This window comes from Pantoea jilinensis, assembly GCF_019104105.1.
Taxonomy (GTDB): Bacteria; Pseudomonadota; Gammaproteobacteria; order Enterobacterales; family Enterobacteriaceae; genus Pantoea; species Pantoea eucalypti.
Genome location: NZ_CP077746.1, coordinates 1,811,055 through 1,832,342, shown reverse-complemented (window position 1 = coordinate 1,832,342; position 21,288 = coordinate 1,811,055). Strand labels below are relative to the sequence as shown.

The window sequence follows — 21,288 nt, the reverse complement described above, 5'->3', positions numbered from 1 at the left end:
GGTCGGTGATTTGCGTCAAAAAATTTTCTTATTTTTACAATCTGCAGAGCGGATGATCGGGCGCATAAAAAGGGTGACTCGCCTCTTCACAGGGTGAATAGCTGACAGACATCACATAATTTATTTTTTCGATCACTAAAATAAATCGCGACTTTATCGCCTTAACGTCATTAACCCATGTTTTTTCGACGCTAAACCGATTAATCGAATCACCCGGTTAAAACAATAACCAAAGCATGACTCAATACAGTTCATTGACTCAGATGAGCATCTCTAGCGAACGGAGGTAGCACGTGACCATTGCGATTGTAATTGGTACACACGGCTGGGCAGCGGAACAACTGCTGAAAACAGCAGAAATGCTGTTGGGCGAGCAGGACAATGTCGGCTGGATAGATTTTGTCCCTGGTGAAAATGCAGAAACGCTGATTGAAAAATATAATGCACGACTGGCAGAACTGGATACCAGCAAAGGGGTCCTGTTTTTAGTCGATACCTGGGGTGGCAGCCCGTTTAATGCGGCCAGCCGTATCGTCGTCGATAAGCCCCAGTATGAGGTCATCGCCGGGGTCAATATCCCGATGCTGGTCGAAACCCTGATGGCGCGCGATGACGATCCCGGATTTGACGAACTGGTCGCCGTCGCGGTCGAAACTGGCCGTGAAGGGGTTAAAGCCCTGAAAGCCAAAGAAGAAGCACCGGCACCGGCTGCGGTAAAACCGGCCGCTGCAGCGCAACCGGCTAAACCGATGGCACCTGGCGATCACATGAAAATCGGACTGACGCGCATAGATGACCGTCTGATTCATGGACAGGTCGCGACACGCTGGACGAAAGAGACCAACGTTCAACGCATTATCGTGGTCAGTGATGAAGTGGCCAACGACCACGTGCGTAAAACCCTGCTGACGCAGGTCGCCCCGCCCGGCGTGACAGCCCATGTGGTGGATGTCGATAAAATGGTGCGGGTGTGGAATAACCCGAAGTATGGTCAGGATCGCGTGATGCTGCTGTTTACCAATCCCACCGATGTTCTGCGCGTCGTGGAACAGGGTGTGGATATTAAAACGGTGAACATCGGCGGGATGGCATTTCGCCAGGGAAAAACCCAGGTGAATAATGCAATCTCGGTTGATGAAAAAGATATTGCCGCCTTCCGAAAACTCAACGAACGCAATATTGAACTGGAAGTGCGTAAAGTTTCCAGTGACCAGAAACTGAAAATGATGGATCTGATTGCGAAAGTTAACGCGTAACAGAAGCACTTCTGCGCCTGCGTTTCCGGGCTCGTCGTTATCCTGCTGAGGACAAGAAGTATGATGGAAATAACCTCGCTACAAATTATTTTAATTTTTATTGTCGCCTGCATTGCCGGTATGGGGTCGATTCTGGATGAGTTTCAGTTTCACCGACCGCTGGTGGCCTGTACTCTGATTGGTATCGTGCTGGGTGATATGAAAACCGGCATTATCATCGGTGGTACGCTGGAGATGATTGCACTGGGCTGGATGAACATCGGTGCCGCCGTGGCCCCTGATGCCGCCCTCGCCTCCATTATCTCGACCATCCTGGTGATCGCCGGCGGTCAGAGTGTGGGTGCCGGTATCGCGCTGGCCATTCCGCTGGCGGCGGCCGGACAGGTGCTGACCATTATCGTGCGTACCCTGACTGTGGCCTTCCAGCACGCAGCTGATAAAGCCGCCGAAAAAGGTAACCTCACGGCCATCTCCTGGATCCATGTCTCTGCCCTGTTGTTGCAGGCGATGCGTATCGCTATTCCGGCGCTGATTGTGGCGATTTCGGTCGGCACCAGTGCGGTTCACGCCCTGCTCAGTTCTATCCCTGAAGTCGTCACCAACGGTCTGAATATCGCGGGTGGCATGATTGTGGTCGTCGGTTACGCGATGGTCATCAACATGATGCGCGCAGGCTACCTGATGCCGTTCTTCTATCTCGGCTTCGTCACCGCGGCGTTTACCAACTTTAACCTGGTGGCGCTGGGCGTGATTGGCGTGGTCATGGCCGTGCTCTACATCCAGCTCAGCCCGAAATACAACCGTGTAGCAGGCGCACCCAATGGTGCAGCAACCGCAAACGATCTTGATAACGAACTCGATTAAGGAACAGGTGAGCACATGGTTGATATTACGAAAGTCGAAAAGAAACTGACAGCCGGAGATGTTCGCGCCGTCTTTATGCGCTCGAACCTGTTCCAGGGCTCATGGAACTTTGAACGTATGCAGGCGCTGGGCTTCTGCTTCTCTATGGTGCCGGTGATCCGCCGTCTCTATCCGGAGAACAACGATGAGCGTAAGCAGGCAATAAAGCGTCATCTGGAGTTCTTTAACACCCATCCTTATGTGGCCGCGCCGGTACTGGGCGTCACCATGGCGATGGAAGAGCAGCGTGCCAACGGCGCACCCATCGACGATGCGGCGATTAACGGCCTGAAAGTCGGCCTGATGGGACCGCTGGCCGGTGTCGGCGACCCGATCTTCTGGGGCACGGTACGTCCGGTGTTTGCCGCGCTGGGTGCCGGTATCGCAATGAGCGGCAGTCTGCTGGGGCCGTTGCTGTTCTTTGTGCTGTTTAACCTGGCGCGTCTGCTAACCCGCTACTACGGCGTGGCGTATGGCTATCGTAAAGGAATCGACATTGTCAGCGACATGGGCGGCGGTTTTCTGCAGAAGCTCACGGAGGGCGCCTCGATTCTGGGCCTGTTTGTCATGGGGGCGCTGGTCAACAAGTGGACGCACGTTAACATCCCGCTGGTCGTCTCGCGCATCACCGACTCCACTGGTAAAACCACCGTCACCACGGTTCAGTCGATCCTTGATCAACTGATGCCGGGCGTGGTGCCGCTGCTGCTGACCTTTGGCTGTATGTGGCTGTTGCGTCGTAAAGTGAACGCGCTGTGGATTATCGTCGGCTTCTTCGCCATCGGTATCTTTGGTTACTGGATCGGCCTGCTCGGTCTGTAATTTCACCCGGCCGGGAGCCTGCGCTCCCGGCTTTTAAGCGTGGTGAGCTGAGCCACAACCGGCTGAGCTCACCCTGTTTGAGGTAGATGTGATGTCTTTAACTGACGCGTTGATTGCGTGTTGTATCGCCGCCCTGATGGGGTTTGCCGTTTACCATGAGGCGATTCTGCCGCGTCGGCATGGCCCCACCCGCTTAAGGGTCACGCTGCGCAGGCAGCATAAACTCGACAGCCTGATTTTTATCGGTCTGCTGCTGATTTTGCTGTGGAACAACGTCAGTCATCACGGCCCGCAGCTCACCACCTCTCTGCTGATGATGCTGAGTTTTCTGGCATTCTGGCTCTTCTGGCTGCGAAAACCTACGCTACTGATGAAGAATGATGGATTGTTTTACGCCGGTGTCTGGATCGATTACCGGCGGATTCAGGGGATGAATCTCTCTGAGGATGGCATTCTGGTGATTCAGCTTGAACAGCGTCGACTGCTGATCGCGGTGCAGCAACTCGACGATCTGGAGCGCATCTATAACACCCTGGTAGAAGCGCGTTAGTCGCGCTGCCACATCGTCAGGCTAAAGTCGGCATCGCAGCTGAACTGCTCGCTCTGCTTCAGCGTTTGCCAGACCTCCTCCCGCGCCCGCCAGGCGAATGGCGTCATTTGCAGCAGGGTCGTCGCGGCTGCACTGGTTAATGCCATCGGGTAACGCAGCGCCTGCTGTGTCACCTGCGTGAATCCGGGGTACGCTTTCTGCTCCGGCACATGCAACTGCACTTCGCGGTAAATTAGCGCTTTAAACTGTTGCAGATGATGCGGGCCAGGTGTGACCGTCAATACCAGGCCACCCGGCTTCAGCACGCGTGCCAGTTCTGCTTCATTGCAGGGGGCGTAGATGCGTACCACCGCATCCAGGGCCTGATCGGCAAAGGGTAAGCGCTGGCTGGAGGCGACGCAGAAGCGCACCGCAGGATAGCGCTTTGCCGCCAGACGGATTGCCATTCGGGCAACATCCAGCCCATAAATCTGTGCCTCTCCGCCTGCCGCCTCAGCCAGTGCGGCGGTGTAGTAGCCTTCGCCACAGCCTATATCAAGAATTTTGCACGCCGGCTGGGTCAGTGCCGGGCTGAGCAGGCTGACCACCTGATCACGAAGCGGTTGGTAGTAGCCTGCCTCAAGAAACGTCCGCCGTGCCTGCATCATCTCTGCACTGTCACCTGGCTCCCGTGAGCGTTTGTGCTGAACGGGCAGCAAATTGACGTAGCCTTCTTTCGCCTGATCAAACTGATGGCGATTTTCACAGCACCAGCTGCGGTTTGTGAAGGTCAGAGGTGAGTGGCAAAGAGGGCAAATCAGGGACATAAGGTGCTCCGGCATCAGATAACGCGGCGCAGTGTAACCTTATCGTTTACGCATCGGAAGCATAAAGAAAGCCCCGGCTGAGAAGCCAGGGCTTTGAGATTCCGTGTCAGGGTGCGACGCACCGAGGCGGAGTCGAATCAGATAGCAGTTACGTTAACTGCTGCCGGGCCTTTCTGGCCGTCCTGAATTTCGAACTCAACGCTCTGGCCTTCAGCCAGGGTTTTGAAACCATTGCCCTGGATAGCAGAGAAGTGTACGAACACATCTTTGCTGCCGTCAGCAGGGGTGATAAAACCAAAACCTTTAGACTCGTTGAACCACTTAACCTGACCTTTAATCTTTGCCATTTTGCAAATTCCTTTAGATGTTTATTTAGCCCGAAGGCTGTCATACAGAAAAACCAGAGACATTACTGCATGAGGCACTAATTAAGGTTCGGCAAGGAAGCGGTATTCAACGTCAACGTCTTTACTCGTACTTCTTTACTGAAGATGCCATGCATAAACAGAACTGTACCTCGTTTAACTCAGGAATTGTTATCACATATCCTAAAAATAATGGCAAGCCATTTTTAGGGGCTCAGAGAGCCTGTGCACATAATTGCCAAAAGGCTCACATTGCCTGTCAGGTGGGTTTACGCATGTCTGCACGAATAAGGCCCCTGCCCGGCCAGCGCGGTGCCACGTTGCGGCTGCCAGTATGAATTCGATGGATACCATAAGAAATTAATATTTCACAAATATGGCAATTGCAGAATGATTAAGCGAAGCGGTAACGTTTGAAGATATCAGAAATCTGACGTCAATCCTGTACACCGCTGTTTATTTTTGTACAAACAACATTTTTTTGCACCAAAACCATGAGTAACACATTAGCCTTGCGTCAAATAAAAGCATCGAAGACAATTTTTCTTATTAATAATTTAACTTTCGATTTGAAAAATTGATATCAGATAAAAAAGTACTGGCTTTTATTTATCCATCAGGGTTTAGGATAATTCCTGGGCGTCATTATTCAGCCTTCGGCTTTCACCTATTCGCCAGGGCGTGAAGCCGTCGTTTCGCTCGTTTGCCCGCAGCAGCGCATCTGCCAGTTCTTTTGGTGGCGCATCCAGTGACTCATCGGCCAGTTCGTACACACCCCAGTGGATCGGCAGCGTTAACGGCCTGCCGGCTGCCTGCCACAGCGCCACCGCCTGATCGGGATTCATATGCTGGCTTGCCATGAACCATTCAGGTGCATAGGCGCCAATCGGCAAAGCGGCCAGGTTGAACGGCCCCAGTCTGCCTGGAATGTCCAGCAGGCTGTCGCTATAACCGCTGTCGCCCGAAAACCAGAAACGTACGGAGGCAGACCGCACAACCCAGCCGCACCAGAGCGAACGGTTTCGATCGCGTAGCGTTCTCATGCTCCAGTGACGTGCCGGAACGGCATCAAAACAGAGGCCATTGACCGCAGTCTGCTGCCACCAGTCGAGCTGATGCACCTGTTTCACGCCCCGCGCCCTGCACCACTTAGCCAGACCCAGCGGCACAATAAAGGTTGCCTGAGGGAAACGCCGGACAATAGCTTTAACGGTCGTCCGATCAAGATGATCGTAATGGTTATGAGAAATCAGCACCACATCCAGACGCGGCAGATCAGCGATACTGAGCGGCGCAGGTGTTTTTCGCTGTGGTCCGGCAAATGAGAACGGCGAAGCGCGTGAGCCGAGTGCAGGATCGATCAGGATATATTGCTCGTTCAGCCGCAACAGCACGGCAGCATGCCCCAGCCACCAGATGCGATCGTCACTGCCGCGGATGTCGGCTGGCTGCCACCATTGATCGGTGAACGCCGCATAGCCCTGCTGTGGAGGATGCGGCAGTCCCTGAGCCTTACGCTCTCTGCGCCAGCGCTGCAGATCGCCTGGCTGGCGCTGCTCCGGTTCTGGACTACAGAACCCCTCGGGCGTATGGTGCGCTTTACTGCTGTCATACCACGGATTTTTCCAGGCCATCCTGCCTCTCTGCTGTGATTAACGTTCCGGAATTAACCGGATAAAGTCCCGTTTCTCCGCATCTTCATCGGTTTTTTTGACCTCGGAGACGGGCTGCATCTCAATCAGACGGCGCAGCAACTGGTTCTGTTTCTTCTGCTCTTCCAGCAACGACGCCAGTAAGTGAATTTGCTCTCCGGCGCGAACGCTGGCCCGGTTAACAAAGAACCAGGCAATAAACGCCACAATTAAAATAATGACCATCAGGCCATAACTGACCAGCGGTCCCGGATTTGCGGCTAACTCATTCATAACTGCCTCATAAAACAAAGTGAAAACGCCAACCCCCTATTCTACCTTTAGCCATCACAAAAGATAATGGGGATCACGTCAATGCAGATTTTGCCGTTTCAGTTATCTCTGATCGATCCTGCCTGAAAACCGAGGCATGCTGATATCATCATAACCGGCAGCACCAGGTTGTGCGCTGAGTTATCTTTCACAAGGAGACATAATGAAACTGTTGATTCGCACGATAGGCTTGCTAGCGGTGATCTGGCTGGCGATGCTGTTTACCGGCTATGGCGTATTAACCGGCAGCACTAAAAATGCAGCCGGACTTGGCCTGCAATGCAGTTATCTGACCGCTCGCGGCGTGATCAGCGCGCAGTATCTGCACACTGACAGTGGTGTAGTGGGCGTAACGGATTGCCCGTTGCTGAAGAAAAGCGGAGAAGTGATCGATAACTAGTAGAATGGCGGGCCGGATGGCCCGCTGTTTTCAGAACGGGTAGTCGTGATAGCCCATCTCTGATGAAAGCGTGCGCGCCGCACGATGCAGCATGGCCACGTAATCCTGACGGGCATCTTCTGAAAAACGAATGGTGGGAAAAGAGATACTGAGTCCCGCAATCACCACGCCAAATCGGTCGAATACCGGCACGGCGAGGCAGCGCAATCCCTCTTCCTGTTCTTCATTATCCTCACCATAACCCTGCGCTCTGACCTGATCCAGCGTCGTAATCAACGCCTCCGCGCTTAACAGCGTATTGGCCGTGCTACGTTTAAACTCCACATCCCGTAGAATCTCCTCCACTTCGCTTCGGTCGCGCCAGGCCAGCAGCACTTTACCGATCGCAGTGGTATGCAGCGGATTACGACGACCAATGCGTGAATACATACGCAGGTTATAGAGCGAGTCGATTTTGTGGATGTAGACAATACTGTCCTCTTCCAGCGCGCCCAGATGAATCGTCTCTTTGGTCAGACGCGACAACTCACGCATCTGCACATCCGCGCTGCGGATTAAATCAACGTTCTGTAATGCTTTTGCACCCAGCTCAAACAGCTTCAGCGTCAGTGAGTACTTCTCGCTCTCGCCTTCCTGCGTGACATAGCCCAGCGACTTCATGGTCTGCAGAAAACGGTAGACGGTGCTTTTTGACATCATGACGCGCTGCGCGAGCTCAGTAATACCATGATCGCGCTCTTCGCCCAGCGCCTGCAAAATGCCAAACACTTTAAGAACAGAAGAGACCGAATCAGGCTGTTTATCATTTTCACCAATGGACATCGCGCACCTTATTAAACCTGTTTCAAAAAAAATGGAACGGATAGTCAGTATAGAGTGAGGCGCAGCATGGCAGCAATGCTTTAACCCATGCGTCATATTTTAAGACAGTTTTTTATCCGTTCGATCGCTGCATTTCAGCGTTAATTTCATTAGCATGATGATATTCACCCTCTTTAGTAATTAACTTATGACTCTTTCTCCTCCGCAGGATGGATTACCAGGCCGTCAGCGCTATATGGCTATTGCCACAATCGCTATCGGGCTGACCATGGCGGTGCTGGATGGCGCGATTGCCAACGTCGCCCTGCCGACCATTTCGCGTGAACTCAATGCAAGCCCGGCGCAGTCAATCTGGATAGTGAATGCCTATCAGATTGCGATTATCGTCTCGCTGCTGTCGCTCTCGTTTCTGGGCGATATGCTGGGCTATCGGCGCGTCTACCAGGCCGGCCTGGCGCTGTTTATTGCCACCTCGCTGTTCTGCGCCTTCTCGACCACGCTAACCATGCTGACCTTTGCCCGCGTGCTGCAGGGGTTAGGTGGCGCCGCGCTGATGAGTGTGAACACTGCGTTGATACGCATTATTTATCCCCAGCGCTATCTGGGACGCGGCATGGCAATTAACTCGCTGGTGGTGGCGGTGTCGACCGCGGCAGGCCCGACAGTAGCGGCTGCGATTCTGTCAGTGGCGAGCTGGAAATGGCTGTTTCTGATTAACGTCCCGCTGGGTGCTATTGCATTGTGGCTGGCGCTGCGCACACTGCCCGATAATCCGCAAAAAGCCACCGCACAGAAATTTGATGTGCCCAGCGCGATCATGAATGCCCTGTTCTTTGGTCTGATCATCTCCGCATTGAGCGGTTTTGCGCAGGGTCAGAGTCATCTGCTGGTGCTGTCGGAGGTCGTTGTTCTGTTGGTGACAGGCTGGTTCTTTATTCGTCGTCAGTTAAACATGGCGGTGCCGCTGCTGCCGGTTGATCTGTTGCGTATCCCCATTTTCAGCCTGTCGATGGGCACGTCGGTCTGCTCCTTCTGCGCGCAGATGCTGGCGATGGTCTCACTGCCCTTCTTCCTGCAAAACGTCCTGCAGCGTGATGAGGTGGCAACCGGTTTACTTCTGACGCCCTGGCCGCTGGCGACCATGGTGTTTGCGCCAATAGCCGGCCGGCTGATTGAGCGGGTGCATGCCGGGCTGCTGGGAGGAATCGGGCTGGCGATGTTCGCCCTGGGGCTGTTCCTGCTCGCCTGGCTGCCAGCAAACCCTGGCGATGGTGATATTATCTGGCGCATGATGCTGTGCGGTGCCGGTTTTGGGCTTTTCCAGTCACCTAACAACCACACAATTGTCACCTCTGCTCCACGTAACCGCAGCGGCGCTGCCAGCGGCATGCTGGGTACCGCGCGCCTGCTGGGTCAGAGTATGGGTGCTGCGCTGGTTGCGCTGATGTTTAATCTGTTTGATGAGCGTGGCACGCACGTTTCGCTGCTGCTGGCGGGCAGCTTTGCCGCCGTGGCGGCGCTGGTAAGCGTGTCGCGCATGACGCAGACCCGCGCCTGATGGCAGCGAAAAAGCGAACGCCTTACAGCATGTGAACCGATTCGCTGTAAGGCCGGGTCTGCACAGGGAGCCCAGACAGATCGGAAAAACTACTGTCATCCAAGACGGTCGTCCTGCACGATTACGCACCTCATCCCTGATGTGCGCCCATAAACGGGCCAACGCTTTGCGTTGTTTAAAAACGCTCCCGGCGTTTTTGTACAGGCGTCGGGACGTTATCCTCCTCTCTCTGGGTTCCCTGCTCTTTGAGCTAAGATACTGGAGCTAAGATATTGCTGTCAGATTCAATCTGATGCTGATTTCTAAAACAGAAAAGGCGACCCGCGGGTCGCCTTATTTGCTCTGCTTAGTGCTATTTCAGATACTGACCGCTGCGCAGTGCTTCAATACGCTTATCTAACGGCGGATGCGACATAAACAGCTCACTGAATGATTTGCCTTTGCCGTTGATGCAGAACGCCATCATGCTGCTCGGCTCCTGCGGTTCATAGCTGGTTTTCAGACGCTGTAACGCCGCAATCATCTTCTCACGACCAACCAGCTTCGCTGAACCGGCATCGGCATGGAACTCACGGTGACGGGAGAACCACATGGTAATGATGCTGGCGAGAATACCAAACACCAGTTCCAGCACCATCGACACCGCAAAGTAGACCAGCGGATTGCCGTTGCTGCTCTCCTCACCATCACGGTTGCCGGACATAAAGCCTGCCGCGATCTGCGCCAGAATGCGTGAAACGAAAATCACAAAGGTGTTCACCACGCCCTGGATTAGCGTCATGGTGATCATGTCGCCATTAGCGATGTGCGACACTTCGTGTGCCAGTACCGCTTCCGCTTCATCACGGCTCATGTTTTGCAGCAGACCGGTTGAGACAGCAACCAGTGAGGCGTTACGTCGTGCGCCGGTCGCAAAGGCGTTGATGTCAGGTGCGTGATAGATTGCGACCTGTGGCATCGCAATGCCCGCCTGCTGGGCCTGACGGCCAATAGTATCCACCAGCCAGCGCTCGGTTTCGTTGCGTGGCTGTTCAATCACTTCACCGCCAACCGATCGCAGCGCCATCCACTTCGACATCAGCAGTGAAACAAACGCACCGCCGAAGCCAAACAGGCCTGCCATGATCATCAGGCCCTGAACACTGCTTGACTGGATCCCTGTCAGGCTGAGAATCAGCCCGAATACCAACATCACAGCCAGGTTGGTCATCAGGAAAAGAGCAATACGCATCATTTTTGGTAATCTTCCTCAGTAGTTCACGCGCCTATACGCGGATCCATATCCTATGGGCATTGGGCTGCTTTTCAAGCAACCTTAACGTTTAAGTGCCTAAAAAGACATAACTTTACATTCTGACATGCCTGATGAGCAACCCAGCCTGCAGGCGGCTTCTCGCGCGCTAATCATTGGTTAATGGAAACTTTTACGGACGCAAAAAAAAGCACCGCTTAGCGGTGCTTTTTCTGGCAACAGCGGCTTATTTCGCCGCGGGTGCGTCTGGCTGGGATTTCTCCAGCTGGGCAAGATCATTTGCGATCTTCACCGTCTCGTCGAGATACGGATCCGGCTCTTTATAATCTTTCGGCAGCTCATCCAGGTTTTTCAGCGGTTTTTTGCCTTCTGCCTGATAGCGCGCGTTGATGCGCTCCAGTCGTGATGCATCATCTTCGTGGTTCTCTTTCTCGCGCTGAGCAAGATTAAGTGACACGATATTGCGCTTATCTTTCAGGGCATTGTAACGGGCAATGTCCTTCATGATGTACTGGAACTCGCGATCCTGTGCGATGCGATCAGCATGCTGCTTCGTCAGCTGCGCAACCAGCGGTTTAACATCACCGGTTTTGGTGTAGGTTGCCGCTTTGATGCTGTCCCACGGCAGTGCGTTATCCTCAAATTTCTCACCGGTTTCAGCCGCTTCTACGCCGGTTGGCATCAGCAGATCCGGCGTGACGCCTTTGCGCTGTGTACTGCCACCGTTAATACGATAGAACTTCTGGATGGTATAAGAAACGGAGCCTAACGCTGGCCACTCCGGACGCAGCATCTGATCATAGATGCGGTTCAGAGAGCGATACTGCTGAACGGTGCCTTTACCAAAGGTTGGCTCGCCAACAATCACTGCACGACCATAATCCTGCATCGCGGCAGCGAAGATCTCAGAGGCTGAGGCGCTGAAGCGATCGACCAGCACCACCAGCGGACCTTTATAGTAAACAACGCCGTCGTTATCGCTGTCTTCGCGCACCCGACCATTGTTGTCGCGAACCTGCACCACCGGACCACTCGGAATAAACAGGCCGGAAAGGGATACCGCTTCGGTCAGCGCGCCGCCGCCGTTGGTACGCAGGTCGATGACCACGCTGTCGACGTTCTGTTTCTGCAATTTCTGCAACTGGACCTTCACGTCGTCGGTCAGACCGACATAGAAGCCAGGAATATCGAGCACGCCGACTTTCTGCTTGCCGACATTTTTAATGGTCAACTTCACCGCACGGTCTTCCAGACGGATTTTCTCACGCGTCAGCGTGACAGTACGGGTTTTCGTGCCCTTACCGGCTGGCAGAACTTCCAGGCGCACTTTGCTGCCTTTAGGCCCTTTGATTTTTGCAACAACATCATCAAGACGCCAGCCGATAACATCTTCCATTGGCTTGCCTGGCTGCCCGACACCCACAATGCGATCGCCAACGGTAATGGCTTTGCTTTTCGCTGCCGGACCGCCTGCCACCATTGAGTTGATCACGGTGTAGTCGTCATCCATCTGCAGAACCGCACCGATGCCTTCCAGAGAGAGGCTCATCTCCGTGTTGAACTGCTCGGTGTTACGCGGCGACAGATAGCTGGTGTGGGGATCGATTTCGCGGGCGAAAGCGTTCATCACCAGCTGGAAAACATCTTCACCGTTGCTCTGGGCCAGACGGCGGATCGCGAAGTTGTAACGCTTAGTCAGAACGTCGCGAATCTCATTGTCGTCTTTACCGGCCAGCTTCAGGCTCAGCTGGTCATATTTAACCTTGGCATCCCAGAGCGCGTTTAGTTCAGCCTCATTTTTCGGCCATGGCGCTTTGGCGCGGTCAATGTCGATAGTGTCATTGCCGCTGAAATTCATCGGACGCGCCAGCACCGTCAGCGCATATTGATAGCGCTCAAAACGGCGCTTCTGCGCCAGATTATAAATATCGTAAAAAAGATCCAGCTTGCCACTGCGGAGCTCATCGCCCACGGTGGTTTTTTTGCTGGCAAACTGCGCCACATCCGATGCCAGCAGCACATTGTGGCTGTAGTCGAGCATGTTCAGATAGCGATCAAAAATTTTCGCTGAAAAGTTCTGATCCAGATCGAACTGGCGATAGTGGGAACGGGTAAAGCGCGACGTGACGCGCTCACTGACAGTGGGATCCTGCGGGTCTTCGTGAAGCTGGGGAATCTGGTCGGCGCGCGTAATGTTCTCTGCGCCGAAGGATGGGCCTGCTAATAGCAGGCCCGCAATAAGTCCAACTTTAAAAAGGGTGTTCATGCCGGGGTTAGCCTCCGTTTCAGAACTGCAAGTGTTCTGCGCGCACAATCATTGCCATGCCGGAAGCGAGCTGGACCCGAACGCCGTCTTTTGATACTTCAAGAACGGTAGCGTCCATCGCACTTTTGCCTGCTTTAACTTTAATACTCTGGCCGGGTTGCAAAGTTGAGGTATCAGTGATGGGTCGGGCTTCCTGCTCCGGACGTGGGGCTGGCTTGCGATGCTGTGAAGCGGTCGCACGCGGTGCTGCAGTGGTCTGCGGACGCGGTTTACGCGCAGCGTCACCTTCTGCAGGCTTACGAGCCGCGGGCTTGCGTGGACGACGCGGTGCTGCGCCCTCTTCGCTTTCACCGGCTTCACGACGTGCAGCGCGCTGCTGGTCACGCTGCGCCTGGACGCGGGCTTTCGCTTCTTCCAGCTGCTTGCGTGCATGCTCTACGTGTTGCTCATCCAGCACGCCACAGGCGTTGCCGTCGAGATCGACACGGATAGCACCGGCTTTAATGCCGTACAGATAACGCCAGCTTGACGTATAAAGACGCAGCGCGGAACGCAGCTGTGTTTTGCTCAGACCCATTTCGCCCTGAACACGCTCGACCAGATCCTGAAAGATACCGATTTTGAGCGGACGCGCTTCACCTTCAGCGCTAAAGCAGTGCGGAAAGCGCTCCGCCAGAAAAGTGATGACTTCTTTACTGCTATTCAACTTAGGTTGATTTTCCATGAAATTTCCTGATTACAACGGGTTTGCCGACCAGCGCAGGCATGAACAGGCGACATTATAATGACAACATCGCTAAATGCCATGTGATCCAGTCGATTAGCTGCGCGTCAGCTGCAGATATTTTTCTAAGTCGCTGTTCGCAAGCACTTCACAAAGCCCATCAGTCAGTGTGACCAGCCCCGATTCGTCTTCGCTGTCAAAGCGATTGTATGTCACGCTGTCGATGTCCAGCACGCCAACCACCGTGCCATTCACTTTCAGAGGAATCACAATCTCAGCATTGCTGGCAGCGTCACAGGCAATGTGGCCCGGGAAGGCATGCACATCGTCAACGCGTTGCACTTTTTCTTCTGCCAGCGCCGTGCCACACACACCTTTACCGACCGGAATCCGCACACAGGCAATTTTGCCCTGGAAAGGACCCAGCACCAGCGTATCGGCTTCCGTCAGCAGGTAGAAACCCGCCCAGTTCACGCCATCGAGACGTTCATACAGCAGCGCGCTGAAGTTTCCCATCGCGGCGAGGAACGCCGTTTCTCCCGCCAGTAAGGCGCGCATATCGCGATTCAAATCGGCGTAAAAGGCAGTTTTGTTCATTATCCAACCGTTACCAATGACATCTGTACAGGAGATACAGACCGTTCGTTAAAAATAAGTTTTAAATATCCAGAGCCACAAGGTGAATCATAGCGTTAGTTGCTATACCCTTAGCATTCTGTGGATCGAAGCGTGATGCCCGAGACAGGCACACAGACAATGTCTTAATGACCGATATCTGTTACTTCTGAAGAGCGAAGATTGCATCACCCTATGAAAATTCACGCTATCAGCCAGACATTGCCTCACGCACGTTATCAGCGTTGCCCGCAATGCGATACCCTTTTTTCCTTACCGGATGTGAAATCGCATCAGTCGGCTTATTGCCCGCGCTGTAACGCCGAGATTCTCAGTGGTCGGGACTGGTCAATGACTCGCCTTATGGCGATGGCCGCCACCATGATGGTATTGATGCCCTTTGCATTCTCATTGCCGCTGGTGGATATCCGGCTGCTTGGCATGCGCATCAATGCCAGCGTGCTGGAAGGCGTGATCCAGATGACCCAGCAGGGTGATGTACTGACCGCCTCAATGGTGGCGTTCTGCACCATCGGCGCACCGGTGACGCTGGTGGCTGGCATCTGTTATCTCGGCATTGGTCATCAGCTTGGTATGAACCTGCGACCGGTGCTGCTGATGCTGGAGAAGCTGAAAGAGTGGGTCATGCTCGATATCTATCTGATCGGCATCGCCGTGGCGTCGATTAAAGTGCAGGACTATGCGTCGCTGGAGATCGGTTACGGGCTGGCAGCTTACATTGCCCTGACGGTACTGAGCGTGCTCACGATGATCCACCTGAATATTGAGCAGCTGTGGGAGCATTTCTACCCGCAACGTCCCGGCAATATGGCCCGCAACGAGATGCAGGTCTGTCTGAACTGTCACAACACGGGCGTAGCCGATGAACGGGGCCGCTGCCCGCGCTGCCATACGCCGCTCGACTTCCGGCGCCGTCACAGCCTTCAGAAATCCTGGGCCGCACTGATCGCCTCGATTGTGCTGCTGATTCCTGCGAACCTGATGCCCATTTCCGTGGTTTATCTGAATGGTTCACGGCGTGAAGACACGATCTTTTCCGGCATCCTGGGGCTGGCTGAAGGCAACATTCCGGTGGCAGCAATTGTTTTTATCGCCAGTATTTTAGTGCCCTTTATCAAGGTGCTGGTGATGCTGACGCTGTTGCTCAGTATTCATTTTCGCTGTGAACAGGGGCTGAGAACCCGCATACGGTTATTGCGCTTTGTCACCTGGGTTGGCCGCTGGTCAATGCTCGATCTGTTTGTCATTTCGTTAACCATGTCGCTGGTCAACCGTGATCAGCTGCTGGCTTTTACCATGGGACCGGCGGCGCTGTTTTTTGGCGCGGCCGTCATCCTGACCATTATGTCTGTTGAGTGGCTGGACAGCCGCCTGCTCTGGGATGCACATGCAACAGGAAACGCCGACTACACCGACTAACGCCACGCTGCGCAATAAGCGTAAAATTTCGCCTTTCTGGCTGCTGCCGATCATTGCGATGCTCATCGCAGGCTGGCTGCTCTGGGCTAACTATCAGGAGCGCGGCACCACCATCACCATCAATTTCCAGACGGCGGATGGTATCGTGCCGGGCCGCACACCGATCCGGTATCAGGGTGTGGAAGTGGGCACCGTGCAGGGCATTAATCTCAGCGACGATTATCGCCGCATTCAGATTAAAGCCAGCATCAAAAGCGATATGCGCGACGCGCTGCGTGAAGACACGCAGTTCTGGCTGGTGACGCCTAAAGCCTCACTGGCAGGTGTGTCGGGGCTGGATGCGCTGGTCGGCGGTAACTATATCGGGATGATGCCAGGCAAAGGTAAACCCAGCGAGGCGTTTACCGCGCTGGATACTCAGCCTAAATATCGCGTGAATACCGGCGAACTGATGATTCATCTGCATGCGCCGGATCTTGGCTCGCTCAATACCGGCTCGCTGGTCTATTACCGCAAAATTCCGGTTGGCCGTGTTTATGACTACAGCATTGATAATAAGGCTGATGGTGTGGCAATTGATGTACTGATTGACCGTCGCTTTATCAATCTGGTGAAGACCAACAGCCGCTTCTGGAACGTGTCGGGCGTCAATGCTGACGTCAGCCTGAGCGGCGCTAAAGTCCAGCTTGAGAGCCTTGCAGCGCTGGTGAATGGTGCAATTGCGTTTGACTCCCCTCAGGGTTCGGAAACCGCCAAAGCGGAGCAGAATTACCGGCTCTATCCCGATCTGGCACACAGTCAGCGTGGCGTTCAGATCACACTGGACCTGCCTGACGGAAAAAATCTTAAGGCAGACAGCACTCCGCTGATGTATCAGGGCCTGGAGGTCGGCACACTGACCAAACTGAACCTGCTGGATGGCGGCAAAGTCACCGGCGAGCTGACCATCGATCCTTCCGTGGTGGGTCTGATGCGCAGCGGCACCCGCATTGAGATGCACAGCCCGAAAATCAGCCTGACCGATACCAGCCTCAGCTCCCTGCTGACCGGCAACACGCTGGAACTGGTGCCTGGCGAAGGCGAGCCGCAACAGCACTTCACCGTGCTGCCATCCAGCGAGACCCTGCTGCAGAAACCTAACGTGCTGACGGTCAAACTCAGTGCACCGGAGAGTTATGGTATCGACCAGGGCCAGCCGCTGATGCTGCACGGTATGCAGATTGGCCAGGTGATATCACGTTCGCTGGATGAAAATGGCGTTAACTTCGTGGTGGCGGTTAATCCTGAAAATCGCGATCTGGTGCATGGCGACAGCAAATTTATCGTTAACAGCCGGCTTGATGTGAAGTTTGGCCTTGATGGCATGCAAGTGTTAGGCGCCAGCGCCCGTGAGTGGGTGGATGGCGGTATCCGGCTGGATCCGGGCAAAAAAGGTGAGCCGAAAAGTGCCTATCCGCTGTTCGCTGATGCTGAAAAAGCGGAAGAAGGCATCACGGGTGATGGCCCTTCTACAACGCTGACGCTGACCGCCAACAGTCTGCCCGACGTGCAGGCCGGTTCTGTCGTGCTTTATCGCAAGTATCAGGTGGGTGAAATTGTCAAAGTCACACCGCGCGCGGATGCCTTTGATATTGCGGTCCATATCCAGCCGGAATATCGCAAGCTACTGACCAGCGAGAGCGTGTTCTGGGCTGAGGGCGGCGCGCGTGTGAGCCTTAACGGCAGCGGCCTGACGGTGCAGGCATCGCCGCTTAACCGTGCGCTGAAAGGCGCAATCAGCTTCGACAATATGAGTGGTGCGCAGTCGGCCAAAGGGGCAAAACGCGTGCTCTATCCGTCTGAGACGGCGGCACGCGCGGTGGGCAGTCAGATTACGCTGCACACCTACGACGCCAGTAAGCTCTCGGCCGGTATGCCGATTCGTTATCTGGGAATTAATGTCGGCCAGGTGGAGTCACTGTCGCTGAGCAAAGATAACAACCAGGTCGTAGCGAAAGCGGTGCTCTATCCGGAGTATGTGAATGATTTCGCCCGTCTCGGCAGCCGTTTCTCCGTGGTTTCACCAGAGATTTCCGCCACCGGAGTGAATCATCTGGAAACCCTGTTGCAGCCTTACGTTAACGTGGATCCAGGCAAAGGCGGTGCGGTGCGCACCTTCGAGCTGCAGGAGAGCACGATCACCGATTCACGTTACCTGAATGGCCTGAACATTTATGTTGATGCCACGGAGGCAGGCTCGCTGTCGCTGGGCACGCCGGTGCTGTTCCGCGGTGTCGAAGTGGGTACGGTGACCGGCACCTCGCTGGGTACGATGGCAGATCGCGTGCAGATCGCCCTGCGCATCAGTAAGAAGTACCAGCATCTGGTGCGTAATAACTCGGTGTTCTGGCAGGCGTCCGGTTACAACCTCGACTTCGGCCTGGTGGGCGGCGTGGTGAAAACCGGTACCTTCCAGCAGTTTATTCGGGGTGGCATTCAGTTTGCGACGCCGCCGACGGTGCCGCTGGCACCGCAGGCGAATCCGGATAAACACTTCCTGCTGCAGGATGAAGCGCCGAAAGAGTGGCGTAACTGGGGAACGGCGATTCCGTCTCCGCGTTAATTGAGTCTGAACGGGCCGCTTCTTTCAGACGGCTCAAAACGTAAAGCGATGGGAGTATACGCCTGTAGCAAAGCATCGCGGCCCAGGGATGGGCCGCGCTGAGCATGCCAGGGATGCCCGGCCCTCGCCATCTCTGGCGCGGGACGCTTTCCTCTTCTGCCCGTGTTCCCTGCGCGTTGAGTTTATCCGTTGCGGTCAGATTCACCCTGATTTGGATTTGTCAGCAGCCTCAAACGGGCAGCCAGGCTACCCGTTTCCTTTCCGCATGATACACTGCCGCCTTTGCCTTAACTGGAATGTGCCCGTGTCCGAAGCTTCTTCGTTTTTCCCCGCCGATTTTCTCTCGTTAATGCGTCAGAGCCTGCCCGATGAGGCGAGCTTCGCGCAATTTATTGCGTACAGTCAGCAACCCCTGCGCCGCAGTATTCGCGTCAATACCCTGAAGATCAGCGTGGCCGATTTCCTGAGTCAGACTGCAGGTTATGGCTGGCAGCTGACGCCCGTGCCGTGGTGCGAAGAGGGATTCTGGATCAGCCGGGAAGATGAGAGCCTGCCGCTGGGCAGCGTCGCTGAGCACCTCAGCGGCCTGTTCTACATTCAGGAAGCCAGCTCCATGCTGCCGGTAACCGCCCTGTTTGACGCTCAGCCAGAGGTCAGCGCGGTGATGGATATGGCGGCGGCGCCGGGTTCTAAAACCACCCAGATCGCTGCGCGGATGGGCAATCAGGGCATTATCCTGGCAAACGAATTCTCATCCAGCCGGGTAAAAGTGCTGCACGCCAACATCAGCCGCTGCGGCGTCAGCAACAGTGCCTTAACGCACTTTGACGCGCGGGTATTTGGCCCAGCATTGCCGGAACAGTTCGACGCCATCCTGCTCGACGCGCCCTGCTCCGGCGAAGGGGTGATTCGCAAAGATGCTGACGCGCTGAAAAACTGGTCGCTGGCCAGCACAGAAGCGATCGCCGATACTCAGCGCGATCTGCTCGACAGCGCCTTTCACGCACTCAAAGCGGGCGGCACGCTGGTTTACTCGACCTGTACCCTGAACCAGATTGAGAATCAGCAGGTGATTGACTGGCTGTTGCAGCGCTACCCGGATGCAGTTGAGGTCGTGCCGCTGGAGGGGCTGTTTAGCGGTGCCGAAAAGGCCGCGACGCCAGAAGGTTATCTGCATGTCTTCCCGCAGATGTTCGACAGCGAAGGTTTCTTCGTGGCCCGTCTGCGTAAAACCGCATCGGTCGAGCCCCTTCCAGTGCCAGGTTATAAAGTCGGTAAGCTGCCCTTCTCTCACCTTAGCCGCAAACTGGAAAGTGAGATAGCGCAGGCCGCCGCGGCCGTCTCTATAAGATGGGATGACTCACTGGAGCTGTGGCAGCGTGATAAAGAGATCTGGCTATTCCCTAAAGCCGTCACCCCGCTGCTTGGCAAAGTGCGGTTTTCACGCATTGGCCTGAAGCTGGCAGAAACGTTTGCCAAAGGCTATCGCTGGCAACATGAAGCGGTGATTGCACTGGCGCAGCCCGATACGACGCAGACCTTTGAGCTAACGGCGGCAGAGGCGGAAGAGTGGTATCGCGGCCGGGATATCTATCCGGAAACCGCACCCGCAAACAACGAGATGATTGTGACGTATCAGCACCAGCCGCTGGGGCTGGCAAAGAAAGTCGGTACCCGCATCAAGAACAGCTACCCACGTGAACTGGTTCGCGACGGACGCCTGTTCCGGTAACTCACTTGAGTCGCAGCAGGGTCAGATGATTGCCAAACACTGCACCGGTATCGATATAGTGCAGATTGGCAATCGTCAGCGATTGTTTTAGTGGCGTGTGCCCAAAGTAAAAGGCGTCCGCGCCACGGATGCCAGCCTGTTCACCTGACTCAATACCCTCCAGCCGCTGACGGCTCCAGACCACCTGTTGCCAGTCGAGTGGCTTATTGAGCGCGTATTCCTGAGCAGGATAATCCGCATGAGCAATGACAATAATGCGCTCGCCGAGTTGCAGATGAAGGATCAGCGGCAGCTCGCGGCAGCGGCGCAGCGCGTGACGTGCCGCGATCAGCGCCGCGCCACGCAGACGAAAAAACCAGTCTCCCCCGTTCATCTGCCAGAGCGCCATCTCCTGGCCCTGCAACGCCGACAGCGCCATCTCCTCATGATTTCCCCGTACGCAGCGAAACCAGGGTTCCTGCAGCAGCGCCAGACAACCCAGACTGTCCGGCCCGCGATCGATAATGTCGCCAACCGAAATCAGTAAGTCCTGCTGCGGATCAAACTTATGCTGCTCCAGCAATAGATCCAGTTCGCGACGGCAACCATGCAGATCGCCAACGACCCAGATCCGCCGCCACTTCGCGCCATTCAGGACGTGGTAACACATCGCTGCCCCCGCCTCTCTGCTGAAAATATCCCCAAAGTATAGTCAGAGCTCAACCTGAACCGGCATGGGGAAAAGGAAAGCAGAGTGCAAAGGAAGCAGGCAGAGAGTGTAAGGCTATTGGGGAAAGAGAAATAATGGTGGTCAAGAAGTGCGTCCCTTCCGGCGCTTATCTCCGGCACTCAGTTAAGGTGGTAGCTCTGTAAGGGACGTAATTTATGATAACGACATCAGAGACGACAGGCTATTCTGTCCGAAACATTTTCGTTGTCATTTGAGATCAACTGCGCAGTTTAGCCGGGTATTTTTGCAACTTCTCTGCCGGACGCACCGGACGGCGCACCAGTTCGCCGCTGCAGTTGGGACAAATATGCGCGAGATGCTCATCGCAGTCAGCGCAGAATGTGCATTCAAACGAGCAGATGCGAGCCGCCAGAGAGGATGGCGGAAGATCAACATCGCAGCGTTCACAGTTGGGGCGAAGTTCCAGCATGGTGTATCTCCTGAAGAAGCGTATCCGTCAGCATCGCGGTTACTGGCCTGAATGTCGAGCCAGTAAACGGAC

General features: G+C 54.9%; 20 protein-coding genes. 9 read left to right on the top strand and 11 right to left on the bottom strand.

What is annotated here, in order from left to right; all coding sequences use genetic code 11:
* The first annotated feature begins 293 nt into the window (after nt 1–293).
* The 4 genes from manX to KTJ90_RS08600 all read left to right on the top strand — a co-directional run bounded on the left by manX (nt 294) and on the right by KTJ90_RS08600 (nt 3,531).
* The gene (gene manX / locus KTJ90_RS08615; RefSeq protein WP_003852689.1) at nt 294–1,256 is read left to right on the top strand and encodes a PTS mannose transporter subunit IIAB; all 963 of its coding nucleotides are present in this window, start codon (nt 294–296) and stop codon (nt 1,254–1,256) included.
* Nucleotides 1,257–1,319: 63 nt separating this feature from the next.
* On the top strand, nt 1,320–2,120 hold the full coding sequence (locus tag KTJ90_RS08610) for a PTS mannose/fructose/sorbose transporter subunit IIC (RefSeq protein WP_033743088.1): 801 nt from the start codon (nt 1,320–1,322) through the stop codon (nt 2,118–2,120).
* Between the two features lie 15 nt (nt 2,121–2,135).
* On the top strand, nt 2,136–2,981 hold the full coding sequence (locus KTJ90_RS08605) for a PTS mannose transporter subunit IID (protein ID WP_003852687.1): 846 nt from the start codon (nt 2,136–2,138) through the stop codon (nt 2,979–2,981).
* A gap of 91 nt (nt 2,982–3,072) precedes the next feature.
* Nucleotides 3,073–3,531 carry a DUF986 family protein gene (locus KTJ90_RS08600; protein ID WP_003852686.1) on the top strand — a complete coding sequence of 153 codons (459 nt, stop codon included), beginning with the start codon at nt 3,073–3,075 and terminating at the stop codon, nt 3,529–3,531.
* Here the strand turns inward: KTJ90_RS08600 and rlmA are convergent.
* The 4 genes from rlmA to KTJ90_RS08580 form a co-directional block, all read right to left on the bottom strand.
* On the bottom strand, nt 3,528–4,337 hold the full coding sequence (gene rlmA, locus KTJ90_RS08595) for a 23S rRNA (guanine(745)-N(1))-methyltransferase (protein ID WP_008925324.1): 810 nt from the start codon (nt 4,335–4,337) through the stop codon (nt 3,528–3,530). The genes KTJ90_RS08600 and rlmA overlap by 4 nt on opposite strands.
* 137 nt (nt 4,338–4,474) lie before the next feature.
* The gene (gene cspE / locus KTJ90_RS08590; RefSeq protein WP_003852684.1) at nt 4,475–4,684 is read right to left on the bottom strand and encodes a transcription antiterminator/RNA stability regulator CspE; all 210 of its coding nucleotides are present in this window, start codon (nt 4,682–4,684) and stop codon (nt 4,475–4,477) included.
* A gap of 641 nt (nt 4,685–5,325) precedes the next feature.
* Nucleotides 5,326–6,336 (bottom strand): MBL fold metallo-hydrolase, encoded by a 1,011-nt coding sequence (locus tag KTJ90_RS08585; RefSeq protein ID WP_008925325.1) that lies wholly within the window; start codon nt 6,334–6,336, stop codon nt 5,326–5,328.
* An 18-nt stretch (nt 6,337–6,354) separates the two neighbouring features.
* Nucleotides 6,355–6,627, bottom strand: coding sequence for a YebO family protein (locus tag KTJ90_RS08580; RefSeq protein ID WP_008925326.1), 273 nt, complete (start codon nt 6,625–6,627; stop codon nt 6,355–6,357).
* Between the two features lie 202 nt (nt 6,628–6,829).
* On the opposite strand from KTJ90_RS08580, the gene KTJ90_RS08575 reads away from it, so the two are divergent.
* Nucleotides 6,830–7,066, top strand: a complete 237-nt coding sequence (locus KTJ90_RS08575) for a YobH family protein (protein ID WP_003852681.1) — start codon at nt 6,830–6,832, stop codon at nt 7,064–7,066.
* Between the two features lie 30 nt (nt 7,067–7,096).
* On the opposite strand, the gene kdgR is transcribed toward KTJ90_RS08575, so the two are convergent.
* Nucleotides 7,097–7,888 (bottom strand): DNA-binding transcriptional regulator KdgR, encoded by a 792-nt coding sequence (gene kdgR, locus KTJ90_RS08570; RefSeq protein WP_003852680.1) that lies wholly within the window; start codon nt 7,886–7,888, stop codon nt 7,097–7,099.
* Between the two features lie 187 nt (nt 7,889–8,075).
* Between kdgR and KTJ90_RS08565 the strand changes: the two genes are divergently transcribed.
* On the top strand, nt 8,076–9,446 hold the full coding sequence (locus KTJ90_RS08565; RefSeq protein ID WP_008925327.1) for an MFS transporter: 1,371 nt from the start codon (nt 8,076–8,078) through the stop codon (nt 9,444–9,446).
* A gap of 352 nt (nt 9,447–9,798) precedes the next feature.
* On the opposite strand, the gene htpX is transcribed toward KTJ90_RS08565, so the two are convergent.
* The 4 genes from htpX to KTJ90_RS08545 form a co-directional block, all read right to left on the bottom strand.
* Entirely contained in the window at nt 9,799–10,680 is an 882-nt protein-coding gene (gene htpX / locus KTJ90_RS08560) for a protease HtpX (protein WP_003852678.1), read from the bottom strand.
* A 244-nt stretch (nt 10,681–10,924) separates the two neighbouring features.
* Nucleotides 10,925–12,964, bottom strand: a complete 2,040-nt coding sequence (gene prc, locus KTJ90_RS08555; protein WP_003852677.1) for a carboxy terminal-processing peptidase — start codon at nt 12,962–12,964, stop codon at nt 10,925–10,927.
* 19 nt (nt 12,965–12,983) lie between these two features.
* A complete protein-coding gene (gene proQ / locus KTJ90_RS08550; RefSeq protein ID WP_003852676.1) occupies nt 12,984–13,688 on the bottom strand; it encodes an RNA chaperone ProQ in 705 nt (234 codons plus the stop codon).
* Between the two features lie 96 nt (nt 13,689–13,784).
* Nucleotides 13,785–14,285: a free L-methionine (R)-S-oxide reductase MsrC gene (locus KTJ90_RS08545; RefSeq protein WP_003852675.1), complete on the bottom strand. Its 501-nt coding sequence runs from the start codon at nt 14,283–14,285 to the stop codon at nt 13,785–13,787.
* Nucleotides 14,286–14,498: 213 nt separating this feature from the next.
* On the opposite strand from KTJ90_RS08545, the gene yebS reads away from it, so the two are divergent.
* The 3 genes from yebS (at nt 14,499) to rsmF (ending at nt 20,077) form a co-directional block, all read left to right on the top strand.
* Nucleotides 14,499–15,743, top strand: coding sequence for a membrane integrity lipid transport subunit YebS (gene yebS / locus KTJ90_RS08540; RefSeq protein ID WP_003852674.1), 1,245 nt, complete (start codon nt 14,499–14,501; stop codon nt 15,741–15,743).
* A complete protein-coding gene (locus tag KTJ90_RS08535; protein WP_003852673.1) occupies nt 15,712–18,345 on the top strand; it encodes a PqiB family protein in 2,634 nt (877 codons plus the stop codon). Before yebS ends, KTJ90_RS08535 begins: the two co-directional genes overlap by 32 nt.
* A gap of 304 nt (nt 18,346–18,649) precedes the next feature.
* On the top strand, nt 18,650–20,077 hold the full coding sequence (gene rsmF, locus KTJ90_RS08530; RefSeq protein ID WP_197711772.1) for a 16S rRNA (cytosine(1407)-C(5))-methyltransferase RsmF: 1,428 nt from the start codon (nt 18,650–18,652) through the stop codon (nt 20,075–20,077).
* A 1-nt stretch (nt 20,078) separates the two neighbouring features.
* Here rsmF and KTJ90_RS08525 read toward each other — a convergent pair whose 3' ends face one another.
* The gene (locus KTJ90_RS08525; protein ID WP_003852671.1) at nt 20,079–20,726 is read right to left on the bottom strand and encodes a metallophosphoesterase; all 648 of its coding nucleotides are present in this window, start codon (nt 20,724–20,726) and stop codon (nt 20,079–20,081) included.
* Nucleotides 20,727–21,003: 277 nt separating this feature from the next.
* On the bottom strand, nt 21,004–21,216 hold the full coding sequence (locus KTJ90_RS08520; protein ID WP_003852670.1) for a DUF1272 domain-containing protein: 213 nt from the start codon (nt 21,214–21,216) through the stop codon (nt 21,004–21,006).
* Between the last annotated feature and the right edge of the window lie 72 nt (nt 21,217–21,288).